Genomic DNA, 22,145 nt, shown 5'->3' with positions numbered 1-22,145 from the left:
AAGTTCCATGGCACAAAAGGATCGCGAGCAGGACGTCGCGCTCCCGGCTCTCGGGTTCCTCGGGACCCTCCGCTGGGCATGGACCCAGCTCACGAGCATGCGCACGGCACTGTTCCTCCTGCTGCTCCTCGCAGTCGCAGCGGTCCCAGGGTCACTGTTTCCGCAGCGTCCGGCCAACCCCGCAGTTGTCACCCAGTACATCCAGGACAATCCCGAGACTGGGCCGATCCTCGACTGGTTCCAGCTCTTCGATGTCTACTCCTCGATCTGGTTCTCCGCGATCTACCTGCTCCTGTTCATCTCGCTGATCGGCTGCGTGATCCCGCGCGCCATCGCGCACGGACGGGCCTGGCGCTCGAAGCCGCCACGCACTCCCAAGCGGCTGTCCCGCCTACCGGTGTACGGCGCCTTCGCCATTCCGGCTGGGTCTGTACCTGATGGGGCCGGACCCGCAACCGGAGCCGCCGGGACGCCTGCCGAGGCCGGTGGGCAAGCAGGTGAGCGGCCGTCGTCGGCGCGTGCCGCCGTCGTCGACGCCGCCGCTCTCCTGAAGAAGCGCGGCTACCGTGTGGATGTCCGCGATGAGGACGCCGCCCAGCCTTCCGCCGGAGCGGAACGCGGGTTCGCGAAGGAACTCGGCAACCTGGTGTTCCACATCTCCCTGATCGGGGTTCTCATCTCGGTGGCGGTGGGCGGGCTATTCGGCTATCGCGGACAGAAAATCCTTGTGGAGGGGGAGACGTTCGTCAACACCCTCGTGGGTTATGACTCCTTCACTCCCGGCACCAACTTCTCCGAGAACAATCTCGACCCGTACGCGATCACCCTTGAGGACTTCGAGGTCCAGTTCGACCGTCAGCTCACGCACTATGGACAGCCGATCGACTTCACCGCCACCATGACCACCAAGGCGGGGCCGGACGCCGAACCGCAGGAGCAGATCCTGAAGGTCAACGAGCCGCTGACCATCGGCGGCACGAGCGTGTATCTGGTGGGCAACGGATACGCCCCGGTGGTGACCGTGCGCGACGGCGAGGGGAATATCGCGCATCAGGGGCCCGTAGTCTCCATTCCGCAGGATGGGCTGTTCACCTCGCTCATGGTGCTGAAGGTGCCGGACGCCCAGCCGGACCAGCTCGGGTTCGTCGGCTTCTTCCTGCCCACGGCGGCGATCGATGAGAACGGCGTCTCCTTCTCGCGGGACCCGGACCCGTTCCTGCCCCAGCTCAATCTCAACTCCTACTATGGAGATCTGGGGCTCGACAACGGCGAACCACAGAACGTGTACGTGCTCGAAACCGACACCCTCACCGAGCTCAACAGCCGGAACAGCGACGCCAGTGGCCTTGTGCTCGATGCGGGCGAAACCGTGGAACTGCCCGAGGACAAGGGCTCAATCACCTTCGACGGCCTTCGGCGTTACGTTGCCCTGGACATCACCCATGACCCCGCGGAACTCGGCGCATTGGTTTTCTCCTCGTTGGCGCTCGCCGGGCTGAGCGCGTCCCTCTTCATCGGCAGGCGACGGGTGTGGATCCGCGCCGGGACCCACACCGATGGGCGGGTAATGGTCGAGTACGGCCTTCTGGCGCGCGGCGAGGACCACCGGCTGGCCGGCGAAGGAGCCGCAATCGAGAAGCTTCTGCGGGAACGCTGGCTGGCGAATACCAACGACGACGACGAGAATGAAACAGCGCACGTGGGGGCATCGGCGCGGATGAGCGGTAAGGACAACTGATGCAGAACATAAACCAGACTCTGGGGCAGTACAGCGAGCTGTTCATGCTGCTGGCCGCGCTCGCCTACACGGCCGCGTTCCTCGCGTTCACGTGGGACCTCGTGAAGAGCAGCCGTAAGATCCGGGAAATCGAAGCAGGTCTGGCCGGATCCGCTCAGTCAGCCGAAGAGCGGGAGCTGGTGCTTGCCGGAGCCGTGGCCGGTGGCAAGCGCGGCCGTCCCAAAGCCGCGGAAGCAATTCCCGCAGGCAGCACAGCCGATGATGCGATGAACTACCAGGGTGAGCGGCGCTCCGCGGCGCGCATCGCCGTCGCGCTCACCATCCTCGCCGCAGCGGTCCATACGGTTGCGGTGCTCTCGCGGGGGATCGCCGCGGGCCGCGTTCCCTGGGGCAACATGTACGAGTTCTGCACCACCGGCGGCCTGGTGGTAGCACTGGTCTTCCTGGTGGTGCTGACGCGCAAGGATCTCAGGTTCCTCGGAACGTTCGTGATCGGCCTCGTGGTTGTCATGCTCTGTGCGGCGACCATCGGATTCCCGACACCGGTCGCCAACCTGGTTCCCGCGCTGCAGAGCTACTGGCTCATCATTCACGTTTCGGTGGCCGTCGCGGCGTCGGCCCTGTTCACCCTCACCTTCGCGATGTCGGTGCTGCAACAGCTCCAGTCCGACCGCGTGGCACGTCTGGCCGCCGGGCGGCAGGACCGCCTGCCGTTCATGCGGCTGGTTCCCTCAGCCCTCAGCCTCGAGAACCTCTCCTACCGAATCAACGCCATCGCCTTTGTGCTCTGGACGTTCACCCTCATGGCCGGGGCGATCTGGGCCGAAAAGGCGTGGGGCCGCTACTGGGGCTGGGACACCAAGGAAGTGTGGACCTTCGTCATCTGGGTGGTTTTCGCCGGTTACCTGCATGCCCGCGCAACGCGCGGCTGGACCGGAACACGGGCCGCCTGGCTGTCGATCGTGGGCTACCTGTGCATCGTATTCAACTTCACGATCGTGAACATCTACTTCTCGGGTCTGCACAGCTACGGCGGCGTGATGCCGTAGCCAGCTGCCTCTTAAGCAACATCGACTCTCCTCAAATGGGTCTTCTGAGCGCGTTTTCCGCGTTGTGTGATGTCAGGACTTATTCCACTTAACTGTCTCAGGACATCGTGGACGGTGTGTCTCAGGACTTCGTGGACACTTCGGTGGCTGGGCTGGTCTTATGGGAAAGACACAGCCAAGTCCGGAAGTCCGTGCTGCCGTTGTTAATTGGGATGATTCGGCCCCGCGGGGCGCGGTAGTCAAGTTCTGCCGGGAGAACGGGGTATCGACGTCCTGGTTCCATAAGATCCGTAAGCGGGCACGTGAGAAAGGCTCGTTGGAAGCACTAACGAAGGAAAGCACCCGACCCCGCTCCACGCCCACGATGGTCAGCGAACCGGTACGTTCGACCGCGATCGAGATCAGGGCGAGGTTGAAGAAGAACGGGTGGGATTACGGGCCGAAAAGTGTTGCGGCGAAGATGCGCCGGATGGGCATTAAAGCTCCCGCACCGGCGACGCTGCACCGGATCTTCACCCAGGCCGGGTTGGTAACCCCGCAGCCACGCAAACGCCCACGTTCTTCCTACCGGCGGTTCGTTCATCCGAACCCGAACTCGTGTTGGCAGATCGATGCAACCGGATGGCAGCTGCAGGACCGCACAGCAGTGATTTTCGAGATCATCGATGATCACTCCCGGCTGGAACTAGTGTCCATGTCCGCCCGGTCGAAGAACAGCGAAGACGCGGTGCGGGCGGTGAGCCTGGCGATCGAACGCTACGGAGTTCCGCAGAAAGTCCTCTCCGATAACGGCACCGCGCTGAACCCTTCACGGCGAGGCTGGGAAGGCGCCCTAGTGAAAATGCTCAAAGCCCTGGGCGTGAAACCAATCACCGGTAAACCCTCATCTCCCACCACGCAAGGAAAGAACGAACGTATCCACTCCACCCTGCAGCGTTTCCTGACCCAACAACCACCAGTTGCCACGCTGAACCAGCTTCAGGACCAGCTCGATCTGTTCCGCCCGTACTACAACACCGAACGCGAGCACCAAGCGCTCAACGGTAAAACCCCGCAGGAAGCTTGGGACGCCATGCCCAAGGCGAGCCCACCGCAACCCCCACCGGTCCCGGAGGCCCAACCCGAAGAGACCACCCGACGGGCCTGCCCCAAAGGCAGCGTGAAAGTCCGATCCACCATGGTCATGCTCGGACACCACCATGCTCGCCAAACCATCACGATCATCATCACACCAGCGGCGATCATGTTCTTCGATGCCGCGGGCACAGAAATTCGCAGCATCACCCCACCGGAACCAGGTACTACCTACATCGGCAACAACCAGCCCCGCGGCTTCATGGCGAACCAACAGTCCACGAAGTCCTGACACACCAACAGTCCACGAAGTCCCGAGACATAAACTGTCCACGAAGTCTTGAGACATGACAGCGCGTTTTCCGCGTTCAAAAGGCCCATTTAGGGAGAGTCGATTCATTCTTCGGGGAGCGGTCAGGCGGTCTTGCCGTCGGTGGCCGTGCCGCCGTCGTCGTTCTTCTTCTTCTTGTCTTCCTTCGCGCGGAGCTCAGCTTCCTTACGGCGCAACTCCGCCTCCCGTGCTTCCTGGCGGCGCTTCACTTCGAGGTTGCGCAGGAACTGTGCATCGTCATCCGGGGCTGAAGGACGGCGGGGTGTGTTCCGGCGCTTCACGGAGTTCCCGTCCTGACGGGGACGACCGAACAGGAACCAGAGCCCGGCGCCCAGCAGCGGTACGAGCAGGATGGTCAGAATCCAGGCGGGTTTGGAGATGCTGCGCACTGCGTTCCCCCGGCTCATAATGCAGTCGAACAGCGCGTAAATGATGACGGCGATCCCCAGGATCACGATTAACAGCAGAAAGCGGGGCATGCATCAATTGTAGGCGCGGTAAACTTGTTGCGTGGCTTTCCTCAAATTCACCGCTCTTCGCCTGGGCCTCGTCGCGGTGTTCGCGCTCATCTGCTACTGGTTGGGCCTCGGAGCAATCTTCTCGGTCATCGCCGGCGCCATCATGGCCTGGTGCGTTACCTACCTGTTCTTCCGCGGCTTGCGCAATGAAGCCGCATCCTCACTGCAGCGTCGGTTCCGCGACGGCGCGCCGCCCGCACGGACCGTCCGCGAACTGCGCGACGCCGACGCTGAAGACACCCTTGACCCCAATACGCCGGTCAACGCGGACCGCCGCAAGCTGTAATGCCGGGCCCGCGCCCGAACGCTACGCCAGGACGCCCGAGAGCACCACACCCGCCGCGAACAGCACACTGAACCCCAGGTTGATGATGCTGGTCTGCTTGAGCACCGGGATGAGGCTGCGGCGCTTCTTCCCGTTCAGCATCAGCCAGCTCGGCATCAGGCACAGCGGGATGAGCAGCAGCACCAGCAGAACCCACGGGTAGTCGTACACGAGGAACAGCGGCAGCAGCAACGCAACAGTCAGCATCATCACGTAACTGATGCGGGCTGCGGTATCACCCAGGCGCACCGCCAGTGTCAGTTTCCCGGCCTCACGGTCAGTCGGAATGTCCCGCACGTTGTTCGCCATCAGCAGTGCCATGGCAATGATTCCAGTGCTGATCGCCCCAACCCACGCAGGTCCGCTCAACTGGTTCGCCTGCGTATACGTGGTCCCGAGCGTAGCCACCAGGCCGAAGAACACGAACACGAAGACGTCGCCGAGCCCCATGTACCCGTACGGATTCCGACCGCCCGTATAGCCCCACGCTGCAGCCACGCAGCCCACGCCCACCAGGAGCAGGAACCACGTCTGCGACAGGACGATCAGCGCTATGCCCGCAGCCATTGCAAGGGCGAAGCACCCGAATGCGGCCCATTTGACCTGCCAGGGTTTGGCCGCTCCTGACCCGGTCAGCCTCAGCGGACCAACGCGGTCGTTGTCGGTGCCGCGGATGCCGTCGGAGTAATCGTTGGCGAAGTTCACGCCGATCTGCAGCAGGATCGCCACAATCGCGGCTAACATCGCGTTTACCGGCTTGAATGCGAACAGGTCCCAGGCAGCAGCGCACCCGATGATGACGGGCGCGACCGCCATGGGTAGCGTACGGGGGCGGGCCCCCTCAATCCATTGCGCAGCTGTTGCCACGGTGTTCCTTTCGATCTTGTGCGGAGGCCGTCACGTTTTTAAGGGATGGCGCGCTAGTGCGCCGACTGCTCGAACAGCGCCCGTATCGCGAGCCTGTCCGGTTTCCCGTTGGGCAGCATCGGCAAGGCATCGAGCGTCAAAACGATTTTCGGAGCCGCGTGCGGGCCGAGTTCCTGCTGGGCATGCCTCCGCACGGCGTCGGGATTGACGGAGCCGACGACGGCGGCAGCCACCTGGGTGCCCCACTCCGGGTGGGCGATGCCCAGGACCAGCGCCTCACGGACCTCGTCCATGCCCTCGATGACGCTCGCGACCGCAACAGCGGAAACCTTCAGGCCGCCGGTGATGATGACGTCGTCCACCCGCCCCCGAATGGTGAGGATGCCGTCTTCCACTGTGCCGTCGTCGTCGGTCCTGAACCAGCGCCGGCCGGAGTTGAAGGGGAACTTCTCTTCGGTGAGTTCGGGCTGGCCGAGGTAACCGTCAGCCAGCACGGGGCCGCTGATCCAGAGCCGGCCCTCATCGTTGGTGAGTTCAACGCCTTCGAGGGGGACGCCGTCGTACACGCAGCCGCCGCACGTCTCGCTCATCCCGTAGGTGCGCACGATCTTCAGGCCGTGCTTGCGGGCTTCGTTGCGGAGCGTGTCCGTCACCGCTGCACCGCCGAGGAGGATGGCGTTGAACCGCTGAAGGGCCTTGATGGTCCCAGGCGCCGGGTCCTGCAGCAGCCGATGCAGCTGCGTGGGGACCAGCGAGGTGAAGCGGACCTTGTCGGTCAGTTCACCGGCCGCCTCGGTGAAGGTCTCCGGACTGAATTTCTGCGACAGGTCCATGGCCCACGGGCGGGTCCCTGCGTAGAGCGAGCGGACCAGGACCTGGAATCCGGCAACGTAATGGACCGGCAAGGTCAGCAACCACTGGCCCTCGGCCTGAAGCGCGTACGCGGTGCCCATGGCTGAAGCCGCAAGGGCGTCGACACTGAGCATCGTCTGTTTCGGCGTCCCGGTGGAGCCGGAGGTGCTGAGTACCGCGGCAATCTCGTCGTTCGGCAGTTCGCCGTCGAACCTCTGCTGCCCGTCCGAGTGCGGTGCAACGGCGGGACCTTCACCTGCGAGTGCGTCCGCTAGGGGTTTCAGCAGCGCGTGTGGATCGGACCCGGGCGGGGTGTGAAAAGGAAGAAGTTCCATCGGAGCCTAGAAGTAGTAGGGGAAGCTGGACCAGTCGGGGCTGCGTTTTTCGAGGAACGCTTCCTTGCCCTCCACCGCTTCATCGGTCATGTACGCCATGCGGGTGGCTTCGCCGGCGAAGACCTGCTGCCCGGCCAACCCGTCATCGGCGAGGTTGAAGGCGAACTTGAGCATGCGGATGGCCTGCGGGCTCTGCCGGGCGATATCCGCCGCGTACTCAAGCGCTACCTCCTCAAGCCGCTCATGATCGACGGCTTCATTGACAGCACCCATCGCCACCATCTCATCCGCGGAGTACTCGCGGGCGAGGAAGAAGATTTCGCGCGCCCGCTTCTGCCCGATCTGCCGCGCCAGCAGCGCCGAACCGTATCCGGCGTCGAAACTTCCGACCGTTGCATCAGTCTGCTTGAACATCCCGTGCTGACGCGAGGCGATCGTCAGGTCCGAGACCACGTGCAGGCTGTGCCCGCCCCCGGCGGCCCAGCCATTGACGACACTGATGACCACCTTCGGCATGGTCCGCATCAGCCGCTGCACCTCCAGAATGTGGAGGCGGCCTGCACGGGCAGGGTCGATGGTTTCCTTCGTTTCGCCCTCCGCATAGCGGTAGCCGTCCCTGCCCCGGATACGTTGATCGCCGCCGGAGCAGAAGGAGTGTCCACCGTCCTTCGGCGAAGGCCCATTGCCGGTTAGCAGAACAGTTGCAACGTCCGGAGTCATGCGGGCGTGATCCATGGCCCGGTACAGCTCATCCACCGTGCCGGGGCGGAATGCGTTGCGTACTTCAGGCCGGTTGAACGCGATCCGGACCGTCGGCAGGTCCTTCGCGGATTCGCTTTCGGCACGCTCTGCCTGGCTCCGTTCCACCTGCCGGTGGTACGTGATGTCCTGAAGGTTCTCGAACCCCTCCACAAGCCGCCAACGGACGGGGTCAAAGATGTCAGATACCTGGGCTGGAAGGTCTGTGGTCACCAATCGAGTCTAGCTTCGCGAATGGGGCAGACATCAAAGCGAACGGTGCGTAGGCTGCAGGAATGCGGATACTGCACCTTGCCTATGCCTCCGACTGGAACTTCGCCGCGCAGGCGGACGAGCCCTACGCCGTTTCCACGAGGGGTGCGACGCTCGACGACGCCGGTTTCATCCACTGCGCGGAGCCCGATCAGCTCGCTGCGGTGGCTGAATCCGCCTACCGGGACGAGGCTGATCCCAGTGAGCTGCTGGTTCTGGTGATGGACAGCGAGCAGATCGAATCCGACGGCGTCGACGTCCGTTGGGAAGACGGCGGTGCGGGCGTCAGCTATCCCCACGTGTACGGCCCGATCAAGCCCGAGTATGTCCAGGACGTGCTGCACGCCGACTTCGATGAGGACGGGCGCTTCCGCATCCTCGACCAGTAGGATCGCTCAACCGATGCAGAACTCGTTCCCCTCCGGGTCCGCCATGGTATACCAGACGTGTGGTCCCTGGTTTGCCTGGTAGAGGAACCTCGCGCCGCGGCTTTCCAGGGTTGACCGGAGCGCGTCCTTGTCATCGCCGTCAAGGTTGATGTCGAGGTGGATGCGGTCCTTCACCGTCTTCGGCTCCGGCACCGGCTGGAACAGCAGCCGTTGCCGTCCCTTCGCCCCAACCTCATCCGGCCGACAGATCGCTGCTCCGTCCTTCCAGACCCGCACGCCGTTGTGCTCGATCACGTCGCTCTCCTTCGCGAACCCCTTGGCGAGCATTTCGTCGATGAAGTCCTGGTTGGTCGGCTCAACCACCCAGCCGAGGGTCTCTGCCCACCAGTCAGCCTGGGCGTGAGCGTTTGAGCAGTCGATTGCAACCTGAATGCTGTATGTCATACCGACGAGCGTAGAAGCGGGTTGCCGCGCCCACCAGCCCATTGAGGACATCGGGTGTCCGGAATATCAGGGTGCAGGCCGCCGTCGTCGTCGTTGGGTGGAAAGGAACTCTAGACCCGGGCGGGGGAGAGGACTAGCGTGGCACCCAACCGCCGCCGCAGCGGACGCGATCGGCGAATCCGTCTTCAAGGAGGAAGCATGGCCCATCACACATACAGCATTTCCGAGGTTGTCGGAACATCGCCTGACGGCGTAGATGCGGCGGTGACCAACGCCGTCACGCAGGCCGCCAAGACGCTCCGGAATCTCGACTGGTTCGAAGTAAAGGAAATCCGCGGGCACCTGGTGGACGGCGCGGTCGCGGACTGGCAGGTAACGGTCAAGCTCGGCTTCCGGCTCGAGGGCTGACAATGCCTCCGAGGCGCATGACCGTTGACGAATCGGGCTTCTAGGGGCAGGCTGTTCCCTATGTGGATGTAACCCGCAGTGTGCAGAATAATCTGTGCCGATTCTTCTCGCCGGCGTTGAGCTGGCCCCGATGCGCAAATTCCGGGGCGGCTCCGCCGGCGCCTTTTCGACTCCTGCGAGGTACCCCTTTGACCGAACACCTTTTCCTGTCCGGCGTTTCCCACGGCTATGGCGACAAGCTGCTGCTCAATAACGTCGATCTCCTCATCTCCTCCGGCGAACGTGTTGCGTTGGTCGGTGAGAACGGCGCCGGCAAATCGACCATCCTGCGCCTGGCGTCAGGCCGCGAAAGTCCGGACGCCGGCGTCGTGAAGATCAACGGCAGCGTTGGTTACCTGGCGCAGACACTGGACCACCCGCCGTCGGACACCGTTGGCCACGTGATCGACGCAGCGCTGTCCTTCATTCGCGGAATAGAGGGGGAGCTGCGTGCGCTGGAGGCTGGCCTGGACACCGCCGACGACGCCGGCCTCACCCGGTACGGGGACCTCCAGACACAGTTCGCCCTGCACGGAGGCTACGAGGTGGATGCCCGGGTGGGCTCGGCGATGCAGCACCTCGGACTGGGCGGCATCGACCGGGGGCGTACGCTTTCCTCGCTCTCCGGCGGTGAACAGGAGCGACTGGCGCTCGCCTGCCTGCTGGCTGATCCGGCCGCGATCCTCCTGCTCGATGAGCCCACCAACCACCTCGACGACGACGCCGTCAGCTGGCTTGAACGGCAACTCGCCTCCCACCGGGGTGCTGTACTTGCCGTGTCCCACGACCGCGCATTCCTGCGGACTTTCGCGACCTCCATTGTGGAACTGGATGCCGACCGCTTGGAGCTCCGGCGATACGGCAACGGTTACGAGGGTTATCTGGCGGCGAAGGAATCCGAGCGGCGTCGGTGGGAACAGGAGTATCAGCAGTGGCTCGACGCGCAGGAGACCGAGCGGCTCAAAGCGGTTACCGTCGAGCAGCGCATGGGCTACGGACGAAAGCGCGACGGCGACAAGATGGCCTTCGACTTCAAGCAGGGCACCGTGCAGGAGGCCTTGAGCAGTCAGAAACGCAACGCGCTCGAGCGGTTACGGCGGTTGCAGGAGAACCCGGTTGACCGGCCGCCTCAACCCCTGGCATTGTCCGCTCGGTTCGGCGGGCGCTCGCTGCACGGGGACGTCGTCACGGTGTCCGGACTGGTGGTTTCGGATCGGCTGGCAGTGTCCTCGCTGCGGGTAGCCGCGGGGGAGAAGCTGCTGGTGACCGGGCCCAACGGCGCCGGCAAGACGACGCTGCTCAATGCCATCGCCGGAACCTCGGATCACGCCGGTACCGCTCGGCACCGGGGGAGGCTTGGCTACCTGCCGCAGGAACTCGCGCCACCGGAGAAGCCGTCGCAACGGCTACTGCCGGCGTTCGCCGAAGGGCTTCGCGGCGACATCGATGAACACGCGGACCGGCTGCTGAACCTCGGGCTGTTCCGGTCGCGGGACTTTACGGTGCCGGTTGGTGGACTCTCCGCCGGCCAGTACCGCCGGCTGGCGCTTGCCCGGTTGCTTGTGAGCTCCTACGACGTGCTGCTGTTCGACGAACCGACCAACCACCTATCACCCGTGCTGGTCGGGGAACTGGAGGAGGCGCTCGAGCGGTTCGCCGGAACGCTTCTGGTGGTCAGCCACGACCGGGAACTGCGCCGCTGGTTTGCAGGCCTTGACGGTTCGGAGCTGCGGTTGGACGCGGGCCGGGTGGTGGAGCGGCGGGCTGCGTAAGCGGCGTCCTTCGAACGATTCCGTGCAGGTCTGGCGGGCGCCGTCGTCGTAATCTCGGCGTGTCGCGGTCCGACACGCGCCGGGCCGCCGCAAACCTGCACGGAATGAAGGACCCGGTTGACCCCTCCCGCACCCCGTGCGATTCTTTATAGAACGAACGGTCGGTAATTATGCCGTCCTCGAACACGATCGCTGACGATGACGGAGGCTGGCATGGCCGAGGCTTTTCTGGTGGGCGGGGTACGCACCCCGGTGGGACGGTACGGCGGAGCCCTTTCGGCAGTCCGCCCCGATGACCTGGCGGCCCTCACAATCCGCGAGGCGGTCGCACGGACCGGCCTGGACCCAGAGGCGATTGACGAGGTGATCCTTGGAAACGCCAACGGTGCCGGCGAGGAAAACCGCAACGTCGCCCGCATGGCTACCCTCCTCGCCGGCTTGCCGAACACCATTCCCGGCATCACCGTGAACCGGCTCTGTGCCTCGGGGCTCTCCGCGATCATCATGGCCTCCCACATGATCAAGGCCGGAGCTGCGGACATTGTGATCGCCGGCGGCGTCGAGTCCATGAGCCGCGCCCCCTGGGTGATGGAGAAGCCGACGACGGCGTTCGCCAAGCCGGGTGCCTCCTTCGACACCTCCATCGGTTGGCGATTCACCAACCCCACCTTCGCGGCACAGGACAAGACCACGTTCTCGATGCCGGAGACCGCTGAGGAAGTCGCGCGCGTTGACGGGATCAGCCGCCACGACGCCGACGCCTTCGCGCTGCGCTCCCACCAGCGTGCCCTGAAGGCGATCGGGGCCGGGCATTTCAAGGACGAGATTGTCCCGGTGAACACGACGAACCGCAGGAAGAACGTCACGGTGGACACCGACGAAGGTCCACGCGCCGACACGACGCTTGAGGTCCTCGCGGGGCTCAAGCCGGTAGTCGCCAAGGACGGCGTGGTTACCGCCGGGAACTCAAGCTCGCTCAATGACGGGGCGTCCGCCGTCGTCGTCGCCTCTGAAGCCGCGCTCACAAGGCTTGGCCTGACGCCGCGTGCACGCATCGTCACCGGCGCCTCAGCGGGAGTGCCGCCGGAAATTATGGGGATCGGACCGGTTCCGGCAACGCAGAAGGTCCTGGAACTCGCCGGGCGCAGCATTGGTGACCTCGACGCCGTCGAACTCAATGAAGCCTTCGCCACGCAGTCGCTCGCGTGTATCCGCCGGCTGGGACTTGATGAGGAGATCGTCAACCGCGACGGCGGAGCGATTGCGCTTGGCCACCCGCTCGGCTCGTCCGGCTCCCGCATCGCCATCACGCTGATGGGCCGGATGGAGCGCGAGAATGGGCGTCTGGGCCTGGCGACCATGTGCGTCGGAGTCGGCCAGGGCACGGCGATGCTGCTGGAGCGTGTGTAGTGGAAACCCTCAAGATCGACGACGGCGGCGACCGCCTCAGCGTCCAACTGCACCGTCCCGAGGTGCGCAATGCCATAGACCAGCAGATGGTCGATGAGCTTCACCTGGTGTGCACGGACCTCGAACGGGATCCGCGGATACTGATTCTCTCCGGAACCGGCGGCGTCTTCGCTTCCGGGGCAGACATAGCCCAGCTGAAGGAACGACGCCGGGACGACGCCCTCGCAGGAATCAACTCCAGGCTCTTCTCCCGCATTGCTCAGCTCCCGCTGCCCGTGATCGCGGCTCTCGACGGCTACGCCCTGGGTGGTGGCGCCGAGTTGGCCTTCGCTGCGGACTTCCGGCTTGGCACACCGGAACTGAAGATCGGCAACCCCGAAACGGGACTCGGTATCCTCCCGGCGGCAGGGGCAACGTGGCGGCTCCGCGAGCTGGTGGGCGAACCGCTGGCCAAGGAGATCCTGCTGACGGGCCGCGTACTGAACGCGGAGGAAGCACTCGCAGCCCGGCTCATCACCGAGATCCACCCCGCGGACGCGCTCCTGCAAGCGGCGCACAAGCTCGCGGACCGCATTGCCCGGCAGGATCCCCTTGCCACACGGATCACCAAGAGCGTGTTCCGTGCACCGCGCGAGGCTCACCCGATGATCGACCAGCTCGCGCAGGGGATCCTGTTCGAGTCCGACGCGAAGTTCGAACGCATGCAGGCTTTCCTGACAAGGAAAGACACAGACCGGAAGAAGAAAAAGTGAATGCGCCTTCCGAAGTGAAGATTCCTGGAACCGTCGGAGTTCTCGGCGGCGGACGCATGGGGGCCGGCATTGCGCACGCGTTCTGTGTGGCGGGTTCCGCCGTCGTCGTCGTCGAACGGGACGACGACGCCGCTGAAGCCGCGCGCGGGCGCGTCACCGCGGCGCTGGATAAGAGCGTTGCCAAAGGGACGACGACGGAAAGCCAGGACGCGCTCGCAGGCCGCCTGAGCGTCGCGACGGATTATTCGGCGTTCGCGTCCTGTGAGCTAGTGGTGGAAGCCGTGCCGGAAGATTTCGCACTGAAGTCGGCCGCGCTCGCGTCGGTGGAGGAACAGCTCGACGACGACGCCTGGCTCGCAACTAACACCTCCTCCCTTTCGGTGAGCGAACTGGCGGGCGTGCTGAAGCGGCCGGAGCGGTTCTGCGGGCTGCACTTCTTCAATCCCGTGCCGGCGTCGATGCTGATCGAGGTGGTGCTGGCGCCGTCGACCTCCGCAGAGCTCGAAGCCCAGGCGCGCGGGTGGACCGAGGCACTCGGCAAAACGCCAGTGGTCGTGAAGGATGCACCCGGATTCGCGAGTTCACGGCTCGGTGTGGCCATAGCCCTGGAAGCCATGCGGATGGTCGAGGAGGGCGTTGCGTCCCCGGAGGATATCGACACTGCAATGGTGCTGGGCTACAAGCATCCGGTCGGCCCCCTGCGGACCACGGATATTGTGGGTCTGGACGTGCGCCTCGGGATTGCCGAGTATCTGGAGTCCACGCTGGGGGAGCGCTTCGCGCCGCCGCAGATTCTCCGGGACAAGGTTTCGCATGGCGACCTGGGCCGGAAGTCCGGCCAGGGCTTCTTCACCTGGGACGAGTAACCGATCGGGCACCGAACACTCCGAGGCAAAGAGCAGTACAGCCAGCGACCGGATAAGGGCTAGTGTTTTCTCCATGAGCGAGCGGACCCTTGCGGACAAGCCGTTAGTCGGACCTGTCGAAGCGCCTGAACTGCACATCATGACCTACAACATCCGACGCCGGGTTGCCCACGTGAATCCATGGAGCCACGATCACTGGGGAAGGCGGGAGCCCCTTGTCCGTCGCCTGCTTGCTGCCGAGCAGCCCACCATCCTGGGCGTGCAGGAGGCCCTGCCGGACCAGCTTCCCGCCATCCTTGAGGGCCTGGGGGAGAAGTACAGCAGCATCGGCCGCGGGCGCAATGCCGACGGCGGCGGTGAGCAGTGCCCGCTGGTTTATGACTCGGCGCGGCTCGAGTTGTTGGACTGGGACCAGGACGCACTCTCCAACACCCCGGATGAACCCGGGTCCAACGGGTGGGGCAACCTGATCCCCCGCATCATCGTGACCGGGCGGTTCCGGGACCGGGAGACGGGCAAGGAACTTACGATTATCAATACGCATCTGGACCATATGTCCCGAAAGTCCCGTCAGCAGTCCGTCATGGCAATCCGGTCATTGGTCGCGAGGACCCAGGGCGCCGTCGTCGTGCTCGGCGACTTCAACACCGGCGCCGCGTCGCAGCCGTACGAGGCGCTGACCAGCGATGACGTGCTCACGGACGCGTGGGACGTGGCCGAGGAACGGCTCACCGAGCTCTGGGGCACGTTCCCGCATTACCGCGCGCCGAAGCAGGGGCGGAAGCGGATTGACTGGGTGATGGTGAACTCGGGTGTGACGGTCGTGGAGACGGGCATCAACACCACGCGCTACGACGGCGCGTGGCCTTCCGACCACACGCCGGTGCAGGCGATCATTACGGTGGACTAGCTAGTCTTTGATCACGTCCTTTATCTCGTGGAGATAGCCGTCTTCGTAGCCCTCCGCGTTAGGGTGCAGCCCGTCCGGGGCAGTCCCGGCCGTGAACCAGGGCTTTGGTGAGCCTAATCCGTGACCGTCGAACCGCTTGGTGAGGTCAACGTACTTGACGCCGGCCGCTTTGGCTGCCTTCCGGATGACCTTGTTCAGCGCGTCCGTGCCGTCGTTGAACTCCTGTTGGGCCTCGGACGTAAGCACTCCCTGGAACGTTCCGAACGCCACGGGTACTGCGTTTCCGAACTCCGGCGAGAACAGGTGCGGGTAGCCGGTCACGATGATCTGGGCCTTACCGGCGTTCGCCTTGATGCCCGCGTACACACTCGGGAGGTTCGCAGCAAGGCTCGTCTGCGCGTAGGACGTCGCTGCCGCGACCGCGTTTTCACAATCCGCCGGCGCGGGGCTCGCGCAGGCGCCGATGACCGTCAAGAACCCTACGTCGTTGCCCCCGGCGGAGATGGTGACCAGATCGGTTTTCCTGTTTAGCACACCTGATTGAACTGCTGCCCCTATTTGCAGCGGGACATCGCCCAGCGCGGTGGCGCCGCTACAGGCCAGGTTGGCATCCAGTTCGATCCGTCTCCGCTCATCGAGGAGGCCGGGATATCCGAGCGCGGATTGGCCGCACGCGTCGATGTAGGAACCCGCCCCGAATCCTGCCGCGTAAGAGTCGCCGAAAGCGACGTAGTCGATTGTGTCCCGCTCGCCCGCTGATGCGGGCGCGACCGCTGAACCAGCAACCAGGCCGGACGCGAGAAGCGCGCCGGCCGCTATCCGAAAGAGTTTCATTGGCTCAAGATACTCCTGATCGGACGCCGCGAACATAGGGCTGTGGCCACGTCTTGCCAACCGTGGGCGGCGGGTCCATCCTTGCTCCAAGGGCACGCGATCCGGGAGGAAGAATGGCTTCAGAAGAGGATGCCGACGCCGTGGCAGAGCGGGTTTTCACAGCGGCTCTCGGCAGCATGGACATCCTCGCTATCCACCTTGGCGACCGGCTCGGCTGGTACCGGAGCCTGGCGAACGACGGGCCGGCGTCATCGTCGGAACTGGCGCAGCGTACCGACACTTCCGAGCGATACGCCCGGGAGTGGCTTGAGCAGCAGGCAATCACCGGCCTCCTGAAAGTGAACCGCGACGGCGGCACTCCCCGCTTCGTCCTGCCTCCCGGCGCCGCCGAGGTGCTGACGGACACGAACAGCCTCAATTACCTCGCTCCGCTGGCACGCATGATCGCCGTGGCGGCCGTGCAGCTCCCGTCCTTGGACCGTGCCTATCGCGCGGGCGCCGGGGTGAGTTGGCAGGAGTTCGGTGATGACGCCCGTGAATCCCAGGCGGACATGAACCGCCCGTGGTTCGAGCGGGAACTCGCGGAAGCGCTGAACCAAGCGCAGGATCTGACGTCTTGGCTGCAGGCGCCGGGAGCGTCAATCGCCGACGTCGGCTGTGGTGCCGGTTGGTCAACTATCGCCCTCGCCCGTGCTTTCCCCGCTGCGCGGGTGACAGGATTCGATATTGACGAACCGTCGATCGACCTCGCACGCTCCAACGCGTCCTCTGCCGGAAGCTCCGCCGGTTTCCAGCAGATCGACGCGAGCGGCCTGCCGCCAAACGAGTTCGACGTGGTCTTTGCGTTCGAATGCATCCATGACATGCCTTACCCGGTGGAGGTTCTCTCAGCGGTGCGCCGGTCGCTTCGGCCAGGTGGCGTCGTCGTCGTCATGGACGAGGCAGTGGCCGATTCGTTCGCCCCGCCAGGTGATGACACTGAACGGCTCATGTACGGCTTCAGCCTGCTGATCTGCCTACCAGATGGCATGTCGCACCCGAACAGTGCCGGAACGGGCACTGTAATGCGCCCGGAGATCCTACGCCGGTACGCATCCTCAGCCGGGTTCAGCGAGGTGCGCATACTTCCGATTGAAGGCTTCGGGTTCTTCCGCTTCTACCTTCTCGTGCCCTGAACCGCTTGTAGCCTTGGAAACATGGTCTTCTTTGACACTGACACTTCGCAGCGGAACGTCACCTGGGAGGGCGCGGTCAATGCACGCGATCTTGGCGGGGTCAGCGCTGCGGTGAAGCCTGGCCGGCTCTACCGGATGGGCCGCCACGAGTGGCTGACGGAGGCTGGCTGGCAGCAGGCGTACGACGACGGCGTCCGCACCGTTATTGACCTGCGGAACCCTGGGGAACGCGGCCGGCGGGAGACGGACCCCGTCCTTAACAGCGCGGTATTGGACCGCTTCCGGGTGGTGAACTGCCTCACCGAAGACCAGTCGGACAAGGAATTCATGGCGCTCGCCGGCCCCTACCTGAATTCACCGGAGTACTACGGCGAGAACCTTCGGCGCTGGCCGGAGAAGATCGCGGCGGTGGTGCGCGCCGTCGCTGAGGCGGAGGGCGCCGTCGTCGTGCATTGTGCTGCCGGACGGGACCGGACGGGCATGGTGAGTGCCGTGCTGCTCGCGCTGGCAGGCGTGCCGCACGAGGACATCGCGAATGACTACGCGTTGGCTGTCCACGGGATCAACGAGCACCACCTCGCGCAGGAGGAGCCACGGGAAATGCCGAAGTCGCCGGAAGAACTTCGGGAGTGGATCAGTCACACGCGGGAGCATCTCCTGAAACTGTTGAACGGGTTCGACGCCGAGGCTTATCTGCTCGACGCCGGCCTTTCCCAGCAGGAGATTGGCGCTGTGCGGGAGAGGCTGACGGCTTGAGTGCGATCGGGCCTGTGACGCTGCGGGGACGGGCGGTGACGCTGGAACCGTTGTCCATGGAACACCACGACGGCCTCGTTGACGCGGTGCGTGACGGTGAGCTTTGGAACCTCTGGTACACCCGGATTCCCCGGCCTGAGGGCATGGCCGGAGAAATTGAGGGACGTCTCGACAAGCAGCGTGCCGGCTCGATGCTGCCGTTCACTGCGCGGCGCTCGGACACGGGTGAGGTCCTTGGGATGACGACGTACTGCAACATCAACGCTGACACGCCGAAGGTTGAGATCGGGTACACCTGGAATCGTTTATCGGCGCAGCGCACCGGCGCCAACGCCGAAAGCAAGCTGCTCCTGCTGACGCACGCATTCGAGACGCTGGGCTGCACTGCCGTCGAATTCCGGACCCATTGGATGAATCACCAGTCCCGTGAGGCGATTTCCCGGCTCGGCGCGAAACAGGACGGCGTGCTGCGCGGGGATGTGCGGATGCCGGACGGGACGGTCCGGGACACGGTTGTGTTTTCGGTGATCGCTTCGGAGTGGCCGATGGTGCGTTCGCACCTCGAGTATCGGCTGGCCAAACCGTGCGCGTAGGCGCTACTTCTTTTTCTCGAGCAGCAGGTTGGTGATGCGGAGGGTGCAGAGGCGCTCGCCGTCGTCGTTGGTTATCAGCACTTCATGCGTGGTGAGGGTGCGGCCCAGGTGAATGGGAGTGGCCGTGATAGTGATGACGCCGCTACGCGCGGACTTGTGGTGGGTAGCTGAAACATCCACGCCGACGGCGATTTTCCCCAGCGTGCTGGCATGGATGACGGCGGCCCAGGAGCCCACAGCTTCGCCGACCGCAAGGGATGCACCGCCGTGCAGGAGCCCGAACGATTGCCGGTTCCCCTCCACTGGCATCGTGGCCACAACCCGCTCCACGGACTGCTCGGTGATGGTCACGCCCATCTTCTCGTCGAGTTCGCCGAGGGTGATCTGCCAGGGTTCGCCGGTCATTCGGGCTCCTATTGGGTATGGCGCTTAATGTACTCTGGACATATTACCGAACGTCCGTTCAGTAATTTCCAGCATCCTCATCGAGCCCCGAAAGCGAAAGGTCAACGATGACTTCGACCGCCCTCAGCGTGGACATCGTCCCCAGCTTCATCCGCGACGCCTGGTGGACACCGGACCAGCACACTCTCTCCGAGGACAACTCGACGGAAGTCCGGGACGCGAGCACCGGCGAACTGCTCGCCCTGGTGAGCACCAGCGGGCTCGACGTCGCCGACGCCGTCCAGTACGCCCGCACCACCGGCCAGGCGGAGCTGGGCCAGTTCACCTTCCATCAGCGCGCGCTGAAGCTCAAGGCTCTTGCGCAGTTCCTGAACGGGCAGCGGGACCACCTGTACGAACTTTCCGCCCGAACCGGCGCCACCAAGGTGGACTCGATGGTGGATATCGACGGCGGGATCGGTGTGCTGTTCACCTTCGGTTCAAAGGGGCGGCGTGAGCTGCCGAACTCGCAGGTAGTCATCGACGGGCCTGCGGAAGTGCTGTCCAAGGACGGCTCCTTCGTCGGTGAGCACATCTACACACGCATTCCAGGTGCGGCCGTGCAGATCAACGCATTCAACTTCCCCGTGTGGGGCATGCTCGAGAAGCTCGCGCCGTCGTTCCTCGCAGGTGTGCCGACCATCGTGAAGCCGGCCACGCCGACAGGCTACCTGACCGCCGCCGTCGTGAAGCTGATCATCGAGTCGAACATCCTGCCGGCTGGTTCGCTGCAGCTGATTTCCGGGCCTGCCCGCGACCTGCTGGACCACCTGGACTACCGCGACCTGGTGTCCTTCACCGGCTCGGCCACAACGGCGAACAAGCTGAAGTCCCACGAAAACGTTGCAACCGGCGGTGTCCGGTTCACCTCCGAGACTGACTCCCTGAACGCGGCGATCCTCGGTGAGGACGCAGTACCGGGCACCCCTGAATTCGATGCCTTCATCAAGTCACTCGTCACCGAGATGACTGTCAAGGCCGGCCAGAAGTGCACCAGCATCCGCCGGACGCTGGTGCCCAAAACGCTGGTGAACGACGTCGTTGCTGCCGCCCGCGACCGCATCGAGCAGCGCGTCACGCTCGGTGACCCGCGCGCTGAGGGTGTCACCATGGGCGCGCTGGCCTCGCTGGGCCAGCTCCGGGACGTTCGCGCCGCCGTCGAGTCCATGATCGCCGCCGGTGGTGAGCTGGCGTACGGAACCTTGGATTCACCGCGGGTTACGCAGGCGGACGGGACGGTGGACGTCGTCGAAGATGGTGCCTTCATGTCGCCGGTTCTCCTCACCTGGGAGAACGCCGACGCCGTCGAGCTTCACACGGTGGAGGCGTTCGGCCCGGTCGCCTCCGTTGTAGGGTACGACGACGTCGCCCACGCCGTGCGCCTGGCCGCCATGGGCGAGGGTTCTCTGGTGGCGACAGTGTGCACCAATGATCCGTCTATTGCCCGCGAACTGGTTCTGGGGATCGCTGCCCACCACGGACGTGTGCTGCTGCTGAACCGGGAGGATGCGCGGTCCTCAACCGGGCATGGCTCGCCGGTGCCGCACCTCGTACACGGCGGACCGGGCCGGGCCGGGGGTGGCGAGGAGCTCGGTGGCATCCGTTCAGTGCTGCACCATATGCAGCGCACGGCGCTGCAGGGTTCACCGAACATGCTCACCGCCGTCACGGGCGTCTGGCACGCCGGAGCGGACCGCAACTTCGACGAGGAACACCCGTTCCGGAAGAACCTGGCAACTCTGCGTATCGGCGATGCCATCCGCTCCGACCTGCGCCAGGTGACGCTCGAGGACATCACGGCTTTCGCGAACACCACGGGGGACAAGTTCTACGCGCACACCAACGAGGAAGCTGCCGCGGCGAACCCGTTCTTCCCGGGCATCGTGGCGCACGGATACCTGCTGCTTTCCTGGGGTGCGGGGCTGTTCGTCGAGCCTGCGCCGGGGCCGGTCCTGGCTAACTACGGGCTCGAGAACCTGCGGTTCATCACGCCCGTTGCGGCGGGGGACTCCATCCGCGTCACGCTCACGGCAAAGCGGATCACCCCGCGCGAGGATGAGGAGTACGGCGAGGTTTCCTGGGATGCGGTGCTGACCAACCAGGATGACGAGATTGTTGCCACCTATGACGTCCTGACGCTCGTGGAGAAGTAGCCTCGCTTCGGCGCGTGAATCAACCCACCGACTCCGACGTTTCACGGGGTATGTCTAGACATACCCCGTGAAACCTATGATTCGGTGGGGCATAGTGTGCGTCCTACGTGCGGCCCAATATCGATCTGGGGCGACTTTTCCACATAGGAGTGGGTTCGTCCCCGCGCGTCGGCTGACTCGGCCACCATGGATCCCATGGAGATTGAGAACGTGCTGATCCTGCATGGAGGAGTCTGCCGCAGACGCGACCTGGTTGCTGCCGGAATCAGTGCGAGGAAGCTTCAGCGCGCACTGGAGGAACGTAGGGTAGCCAAGGCAAGACGCGGAATCTACGCGTTGCCGGACGCCGACCGCGGAAGGATTGCAGCTGCGGCGATGGGCGGGGAGCTTGCCTGCATCAGCGCCGCCGAGCGACTCAACCTGTGGGTGCTGCGCAAACCAACGCTCTTGCACGTGTGCTTCGACCAAGCGCGCCAGGTCGGGCCGGACGTCCGGGTGCATCGGGCAGCGCGGCCGGTAACACCTCTGCTCATCTGCCTGCAGGTTATGCGGTGCCTGCCTGAGCTAGATGCGCTCTGTATTGTCGAGTCCGCAGTTGTGAGGCGGCTGGTTTCACTCGAGCAACTCCGAAGCAGTACCGGCGGTAAACGGGATGCGCCACTGCGTCGGATCATAAGCCTCGTAGACCCGCACTCACAGTCCATACTTGAGACCGTCGCGCGATATCCACTCAGAGAAGCCGGGCTCGCCGTTCAGTCCCAGGTCTATGTGAAGGGGGTTGGGCGGCTGGATCTCTTCGTCGACGGGATCCTCGGAATCGAAGCCGATGGAAGGGAATATCACAGCGGGCCGGTGGAGTTCGAAGAGGACCGTCGTCGTTGGAACCTGCTCACAGTGGGTGGTGTCCCGGTCCTGCGTGTGACCCGCGGCCAAGTCGTGGACCGTCCTGAGGCGTATCTCAAAATGGTTCAGCAGACGCTCGCCGCTCACCGAGGCACGCACATCCGCGCAAGTGCTCCCATCGAATCCGGCGGTTCACTGGGCATGTCTAGACATACCCAGTGAACCGGGCGATTGAGTGGGTGCATCGATCGAGACCG

Annotated in this window: 23 protein-coding genes; 16 read left to right on the top strand and 7 right to left on the bottom strand. The window is 64.4% G+C overall.

What is annotated here, in order from left to right; all coding sequences use genetic code 11:
- Nucleotides 1–7 precede the first annotated feature (7 nt).
- The 3 genes from resB (at nt 8) to BJ994_RS12380 (ending at nt 4,153) form a co-directional block, all read left to right on the top strand.
- A complete protein-coding gene (resB, locus tag BJ994_RS12390) occupies nt 8–1,738 on the top strand; it encodes a cytochrome c biogenesis protein ResB (RefSeq protein WP_167994553.1) in 1,731 nt (576 codons plus the stop codon).
- On the top strand, nt 1,738–2,787 hold the full coding sequence (ccsB, locus tag BJ994_RS12385; RefSeq protein WP_167994551.1) for a c-type cytochrome biogenesis protein CcsB: 1,050 nt from the start codon (nt 1,738–1,740) through the stop codon (nt 2,785–2,787). Before resB ends, ccsB begins: the two co-directional genes overlap by 1 nt.
- A gap of 316 nt (nt 2,788–3,103) precedes the next feature.
- Entirely contained in the window at nt 3,104–4,153 is a 1,050-nt protein-coding gene (locus BJ994_RS12380; RefSeq protein WP_209066827.1) for an integrase core domain-containing protein, read from the top strand.
- A 122-nt stretch (nt 4,154–4,275) separates the two neighbouring features.
- On the opposite strand, the gene BJ994_RS12375 is transcribed toward BJ994_RS12380, so the two are convergent.
- On the bottom strand, nt 4,276–4,671 hold the full coding sequence (locus BJ994_RS12375; protein WP_167994547.1) for a PLD nuclease N-terminal domain-containing protein: 396 nt from the start codon (nt 4,669–4,671) through the stop codon (nt 4,276–4,278).
- A gap of 31 nt (nt 4,672–4,702) precedes the next feature.
- Here BJ994_RS12375 and BJ994_RS12370 point away from each other — a divergent pair, with 31 nt between their 5' ends.
- Nucleotides 4,703–4,996 carry a DUF4229 domain-containing protein gene (locus tag BJ994_RS12370; protein WP_167994545.1) on the top strand — a complete coding sequence of 98 codons (294 nt, stop codon included), beginning with the start codon at nt 4,703–4,705 and terminating at the stop codon, nt 4,994–4,996.
- Nucleotides 4,997–5,017: 21 nt separating this feature from the next.
- Here BJ994_RS12370 and BJ994_RS12365 read toward each other — a convergent pair whose 3' ends face one another.
- The 3 genes from BJ994_RS12365 to BJ994_RS12355 are packed head-to-tail and all read right to left on the bottom strand — an operon-like array spanning nt 5,018 to nt 8,061.
- Nucleotides 5,018–5,902, bottom strand: a complete 885-nt coding sequence (locus BJ994_RS12365) for a 1,4-dihydroxy-2-naphthoate polyprenyltransferase (RefSeq protein ID WP_167994544.1) — start codon at nt 5,900–5,902, stop codon at nt 5,018–5,020.
- Nucleotides 5,903–5,955: 53 nt separating this feature from the next.
- Complete coding sequence (locus tag BJ994_RS12360; protein WP_167994543.1) at nt 5,956–7,089, bottom strand: AMP-binding protein; 1,134 nt, start codon at nt 7,087–7,089, stop codon at nt 5,956–5,958.
- A gap of 6 nt (nt 7,090–7,095) precedes the next feature.
- Nucleotides 7,096–8,061 carry a 1,4-dihydroxy-2-naphthoyl-CoA synthase gene (locus BJ994_RS12355; RefSeq protein ID WP_167994542.1) on the bottom strand — a complete coding sequence of 322 codons (966 nt, stop codon included), beginning with the start codon at nt 8,059–8,061 and terminating at the stop codon, nt 7,096–7,098.
- A 62-nt stretch (nt 8,062–8,123) separates the two neighbouring features.
- Here BJ994_RS12355 and BJ994_RS12350 point away from each other — a divergent pair, with 62 nt between their 5' ends.
- Nucleotides 8,124–8,489, top strand: coding sequence for a DUF952 domain-containing protein (locus tag BJ994_RS12350; protein WP_167994541.1), 366 nt, complete (start codon nt 8,124–8,126; stop codon nt 8,487–8,489).
- Nucleotides 8,490–8,495: 6 nt separating this feature from the next.
- Here the strand turns inward: BJ994_RS12350 and BJ994_RS12345 are convergent, their stop codons facing one another.
- A complete protein-coding gene (locus BJ994_RS12345) occupies nt 8,496–8,933 on the bottom strand; it encodes a VOC family protein (RefSeq protein WP_167994540.1) in 438 nt (145 codons plus the stop codon).
- Nucleotides 8,934–9,131: 198 nt separating this feature from the next.
- Here BJ994_RS12345 and BJ994_RS12340 point away from each other — a divergent pair, with 198 nt between their 5' ends.
- From BJ994_RS12340 to BJ994_RS12315, 6 genes are all read left to right on the top strand, one after another.
- A complete protein-coding gene (locus BJ994_RS12340; RefSeq protein WP_167994539.1) occupies nt 9,132–9,341 on the top strand; it encodes a dodecin in 210 nt (69 codons plus the stop codon).
- A 188-nt stretch (nt 9,342–9,529) separates the two neighbouring features.
- Nucleotides 9,530–11,152, top strand: a complete 1,623-nt coding sequence (locus tag BJ994_RS12335) for an ABC-F family ATP-binding cassette domain-containing protein (RefSeq protein WP_167994537.1) — start codon at nt 9,530–9,532, stop codon at nt 11,150–11,152.
- A 213-nt stretch (nt 11,153–11,365) separates the two neighbouring features.
- Nucleotides 11,366–12,562, top strand: coding sequence for a thiolase family protein (locus BJ994_RS12330; RefSeq protein ID WP_167994535.1), 1,197 nt, complete (start codon nt 11,366–11,368; stop codon nt 12,560–12,562).
- Complete coding sequence (locus tag BJ994_RS12325) at nt 12,562–13,314, top strand: enoyl-CoA hydratase-related protein (RefSeq protein WP_167994533.1); 753 nt, start codon at nt 12,562–12,564, stop codon at nt 13,312–13,314. The genes BJ994_RS12330 and BJ994_RS12325 overlap by 1 nt, the downstream gene beginning before the upstream one ends.
- Entirely contained in the window at nt 13,311–14,180 is an 870-nt protein-coding gene (locus tag BJ994_RS12320; protein WP_342450371.1) for a 3-hydroxyacyl-CoA dehydrogenase family protein, read from the top strand. Before BJ994_RS12325 ends, BJ994_RS12320 begins: the two co-directional genes overlap by 4 nt.
- 73 nt (nt 14,181–14,253) lie before the next feature.
- Complete coding sequence (locus tag BJ994_RS12315; protein ID WP_167994531.1) at nt 14,254–15,090, top strand: endonuclease/exonuclease/phosphatase family protein; 837 nt, start codon at nt 14,254–14,256, stop codon at nt 15,088–15,090.
- Here the strand turns inward: BJ994_RS12315 and BJ994_RS12310 are convergent, their stop codons facing one another.
- On the bottom strand, nt 15,091–15,924 hold the full coding sequence (locus BJ994_RS12310) for an SGNH/GDSL hydrolase family protein (protein WP_167994529.1): 834 nt from the start codon (nt 15,922–15,924) through the stop codon (nt 15,091–15,093).
- A gap of 113 nt (nt 15,925–16,037) precedes the next feature.
- Here BJ994_RS12310 and BJ994_RS12305 point away from each other — a divergent pair, with 113 nt between their 5' ends.
- From BJ994_RS12305 to BJ994_RS12295, 3 genes are read left to right on the top strand one after another with little or no spacing between them, the layout of a single operon-like run.
- Nucleotides 16,038–17,099: a class I SAM-dependent methyltransferase gene (locus tag BJ994_RS12305; protein ID WP_167994526.1), complete on the top strand. Its 1,062-nt coding sequence runs from the start codon at nt 16,038–16,040 to the stop codon at nt 17,097–17,099.
- Nucleotides 17,100–17,120: 21 nt separating this feature from the next.
- Complete coding sequence (locus BJ994_RS12300; protein ID WP_167994524.1) at nt 17,121–17,855, top strand: tyrosine-protein phosphatase; 735 nt, start codon at nt 17,121–17,123, stop codon at nt 17,853–17,855.
- Nucleotides 17,852–18,448 carry a GNAT family N-acetyltransferase gene (locus BJ994_RS12295; protein WP_167994522.1) on the top strand — a complete coding sequence of 199 codons (597 nt, stop codon included), beginning with the start codon at nt 17,852–17,854 and terminating at the stop codon, nt 18,446–18,448. The genes BJ994_RS12300 and BJ994_RS12295 overlap by 4 nt, the downstream gene beginning before the upstream one ends.
- A gap of 3 nt (nt 18,449–18,451) precedes the next feature.
- Here the strand turns inward: BJ994_RS12295 and BJ994_RS12290 are convergent, their stop codons facing one another.
- Nucleotides 18,452–18,853 carry a PaaI family thioesterase gene (locus BJ994_RS12290; RefSeq protein WP_167994520.1) on the bottom strand — a complete coding sequence of 134 codons (402 nt, stop codon included), beginning with the start codon at nt 18,851–18,853 and terminating at the stop codon, nt 18,452–18,454.
- Nucleotides 18,854–18,960: 107 nt separating this feature from the next.
- Between BJ994_RS12290 and paaZ the strand changes: the two genes are divergently transcribed.
- Together paaZ and BJ994_RS12280 are read left to right on the top strand one after the other, a co-directional pair.
- Nucleotides 18,961–21,045 (top strand): phenylacetic acid degradation bifunctional protein PaaZ, encoded by a 2,085-nt coding sequence (gene paaZ, locus BJ994_RS12285; RefSeq protein WP_167994518.1) that lies wholly within the window; start codon nt 18,961–18,963, stop codon nt 21,043–21,045.
- 195 nt (nt 21,046–21,240) lie between these two features.
- Complete coding sequence (locus BJ994_RS12280) at nt 21,241–22,110, top strand: type IV toxin-antitoxin system AbiEi family antitoxin domain-containing protein (protein WP_167994515.1); 870 nt, start codon at nt 21,241–21,243, stop codon at nt 22,108–22,110.
- Nucleotides 22,111–22,145: the final 35 nt, after the last annotated feature.

The sequence above is a fragment of the Arthrobacter pigmenti genome (assembly GCF_011927905.1).
Taxonomy (GTDB): domain Bacteria; phylum Actinomycetota; class Actinomycetes; order Actinomycetales; family Micrococcaceae; genus Arthrobacter_D; species Arthrobacter_D pigmenti.
This window is presented reverse-complemented; position numbering and strand designations above follow the sequence as displayed.

Bases quoted from the DNA above. Each gene is read 5' to 3' on its own strand.
- paaZ (WP_167994518.1), top strand. From the start codon at position 18,961: ATGACTTCGACCGCCCTCAGCGTGGACATCGTCCCCAGCTTCATCCGC.
- BJ994_RS12375 (WP_167994547.1), bottom strand. From the start codon at position 4,671: ATGCCCCGCTTTCTGCTGTTAATCGTGATCCTGGGGATCGCCGTCATC.
- BJ994_RS12280 (WP_167994515.1), top strand. From the start codon at position 21,241: ATGGAGATTGAGAACGTGCTGATCCTGCATGGAGGAGTCTGCCGCAGA.
- BJ994_RS12330 (WP_167994535.1), top strand. From the start codon at position 11,366: ATGGCCGAGGCTTTTCTGGTGGGCGGGGTACGCACCCCGGTGGGACGG.
- resB (WP_167994553.1), top strand. From the start codon at position 8: ATGGCACAAAAGGATCGCGAGCAGGACGTCGCGCTCCCGGCTCTCGGG.
- BJ994_RS12305 (WP_167994526.1), top strand. From the start codon at position 16,038: ATGGCTTCAGAAGAGGATGCCGACGCCGTGGCAGAGCGGGTTTTCACA.
- BJ994_RS12310 (WP_167994529.1), bottom strand. From the start codon at position 15,924: ATGAAACTCTTTCGGATAGCGGCCGGCGCGCTTCTCGCGTCCGGCCTG.
- BJ994_RS12360 (WP_167994543.1), bottom strand. From the start codon at position 7,089: ATGGAACTTCTTCCTTTTCACACCCCGCCCGGGTCCGATCCACACGCG.
- BJ994_RS12345 (WP_167994540.1), bottom strand. From the start codon at position 8,933: ATGACATACAGCATTCAGGTTGCAATCGACTGCTCAAACGCTCACGCC.
- BJ994_RS12290 (WP_167994520.1), bottom strand. From the start codon at position 18,853: ATGACCGGCGAACCCTGGCAGATCACCCTCGGCGAACTCGACGAGAAG.
- ccsB (WP_167994551.1), top strand. From the start codon at position 1,738: ATGCAGAACATAAACCAGACTCTGGGGCAGTACAGCGAGCTGTTCATG.
- BJ994_RS12315 (WP_167994531.1), top strand. From the start codon at position 14,254: ATGAGCGAGCGGACCCTTGCGGACAAGCCGTTAGTCGGACCTGTCGAA.
- BJ994_RS12340 (WP_167994539.1), top strand. From the start codon at position 9,132: ATGGCCCATCACACATACAGCATTTCCGAGGTTGTCGGAACATCGCCT.
- BJ994_RS12300 (WP_167994524.1), top strand. From the start codon at position 17,121: ATGGTCTTCTTTGACACTGACACTTCGCAGCGGAACGTCACCTGGGAG.
- BJ994_RS12350 (WP_167994541.1), top strand. From the start codon at position 8,124: ATGCGGATACTGCACCTTGCCTATGCCTCCGACTGGAACTTCGCCGCG.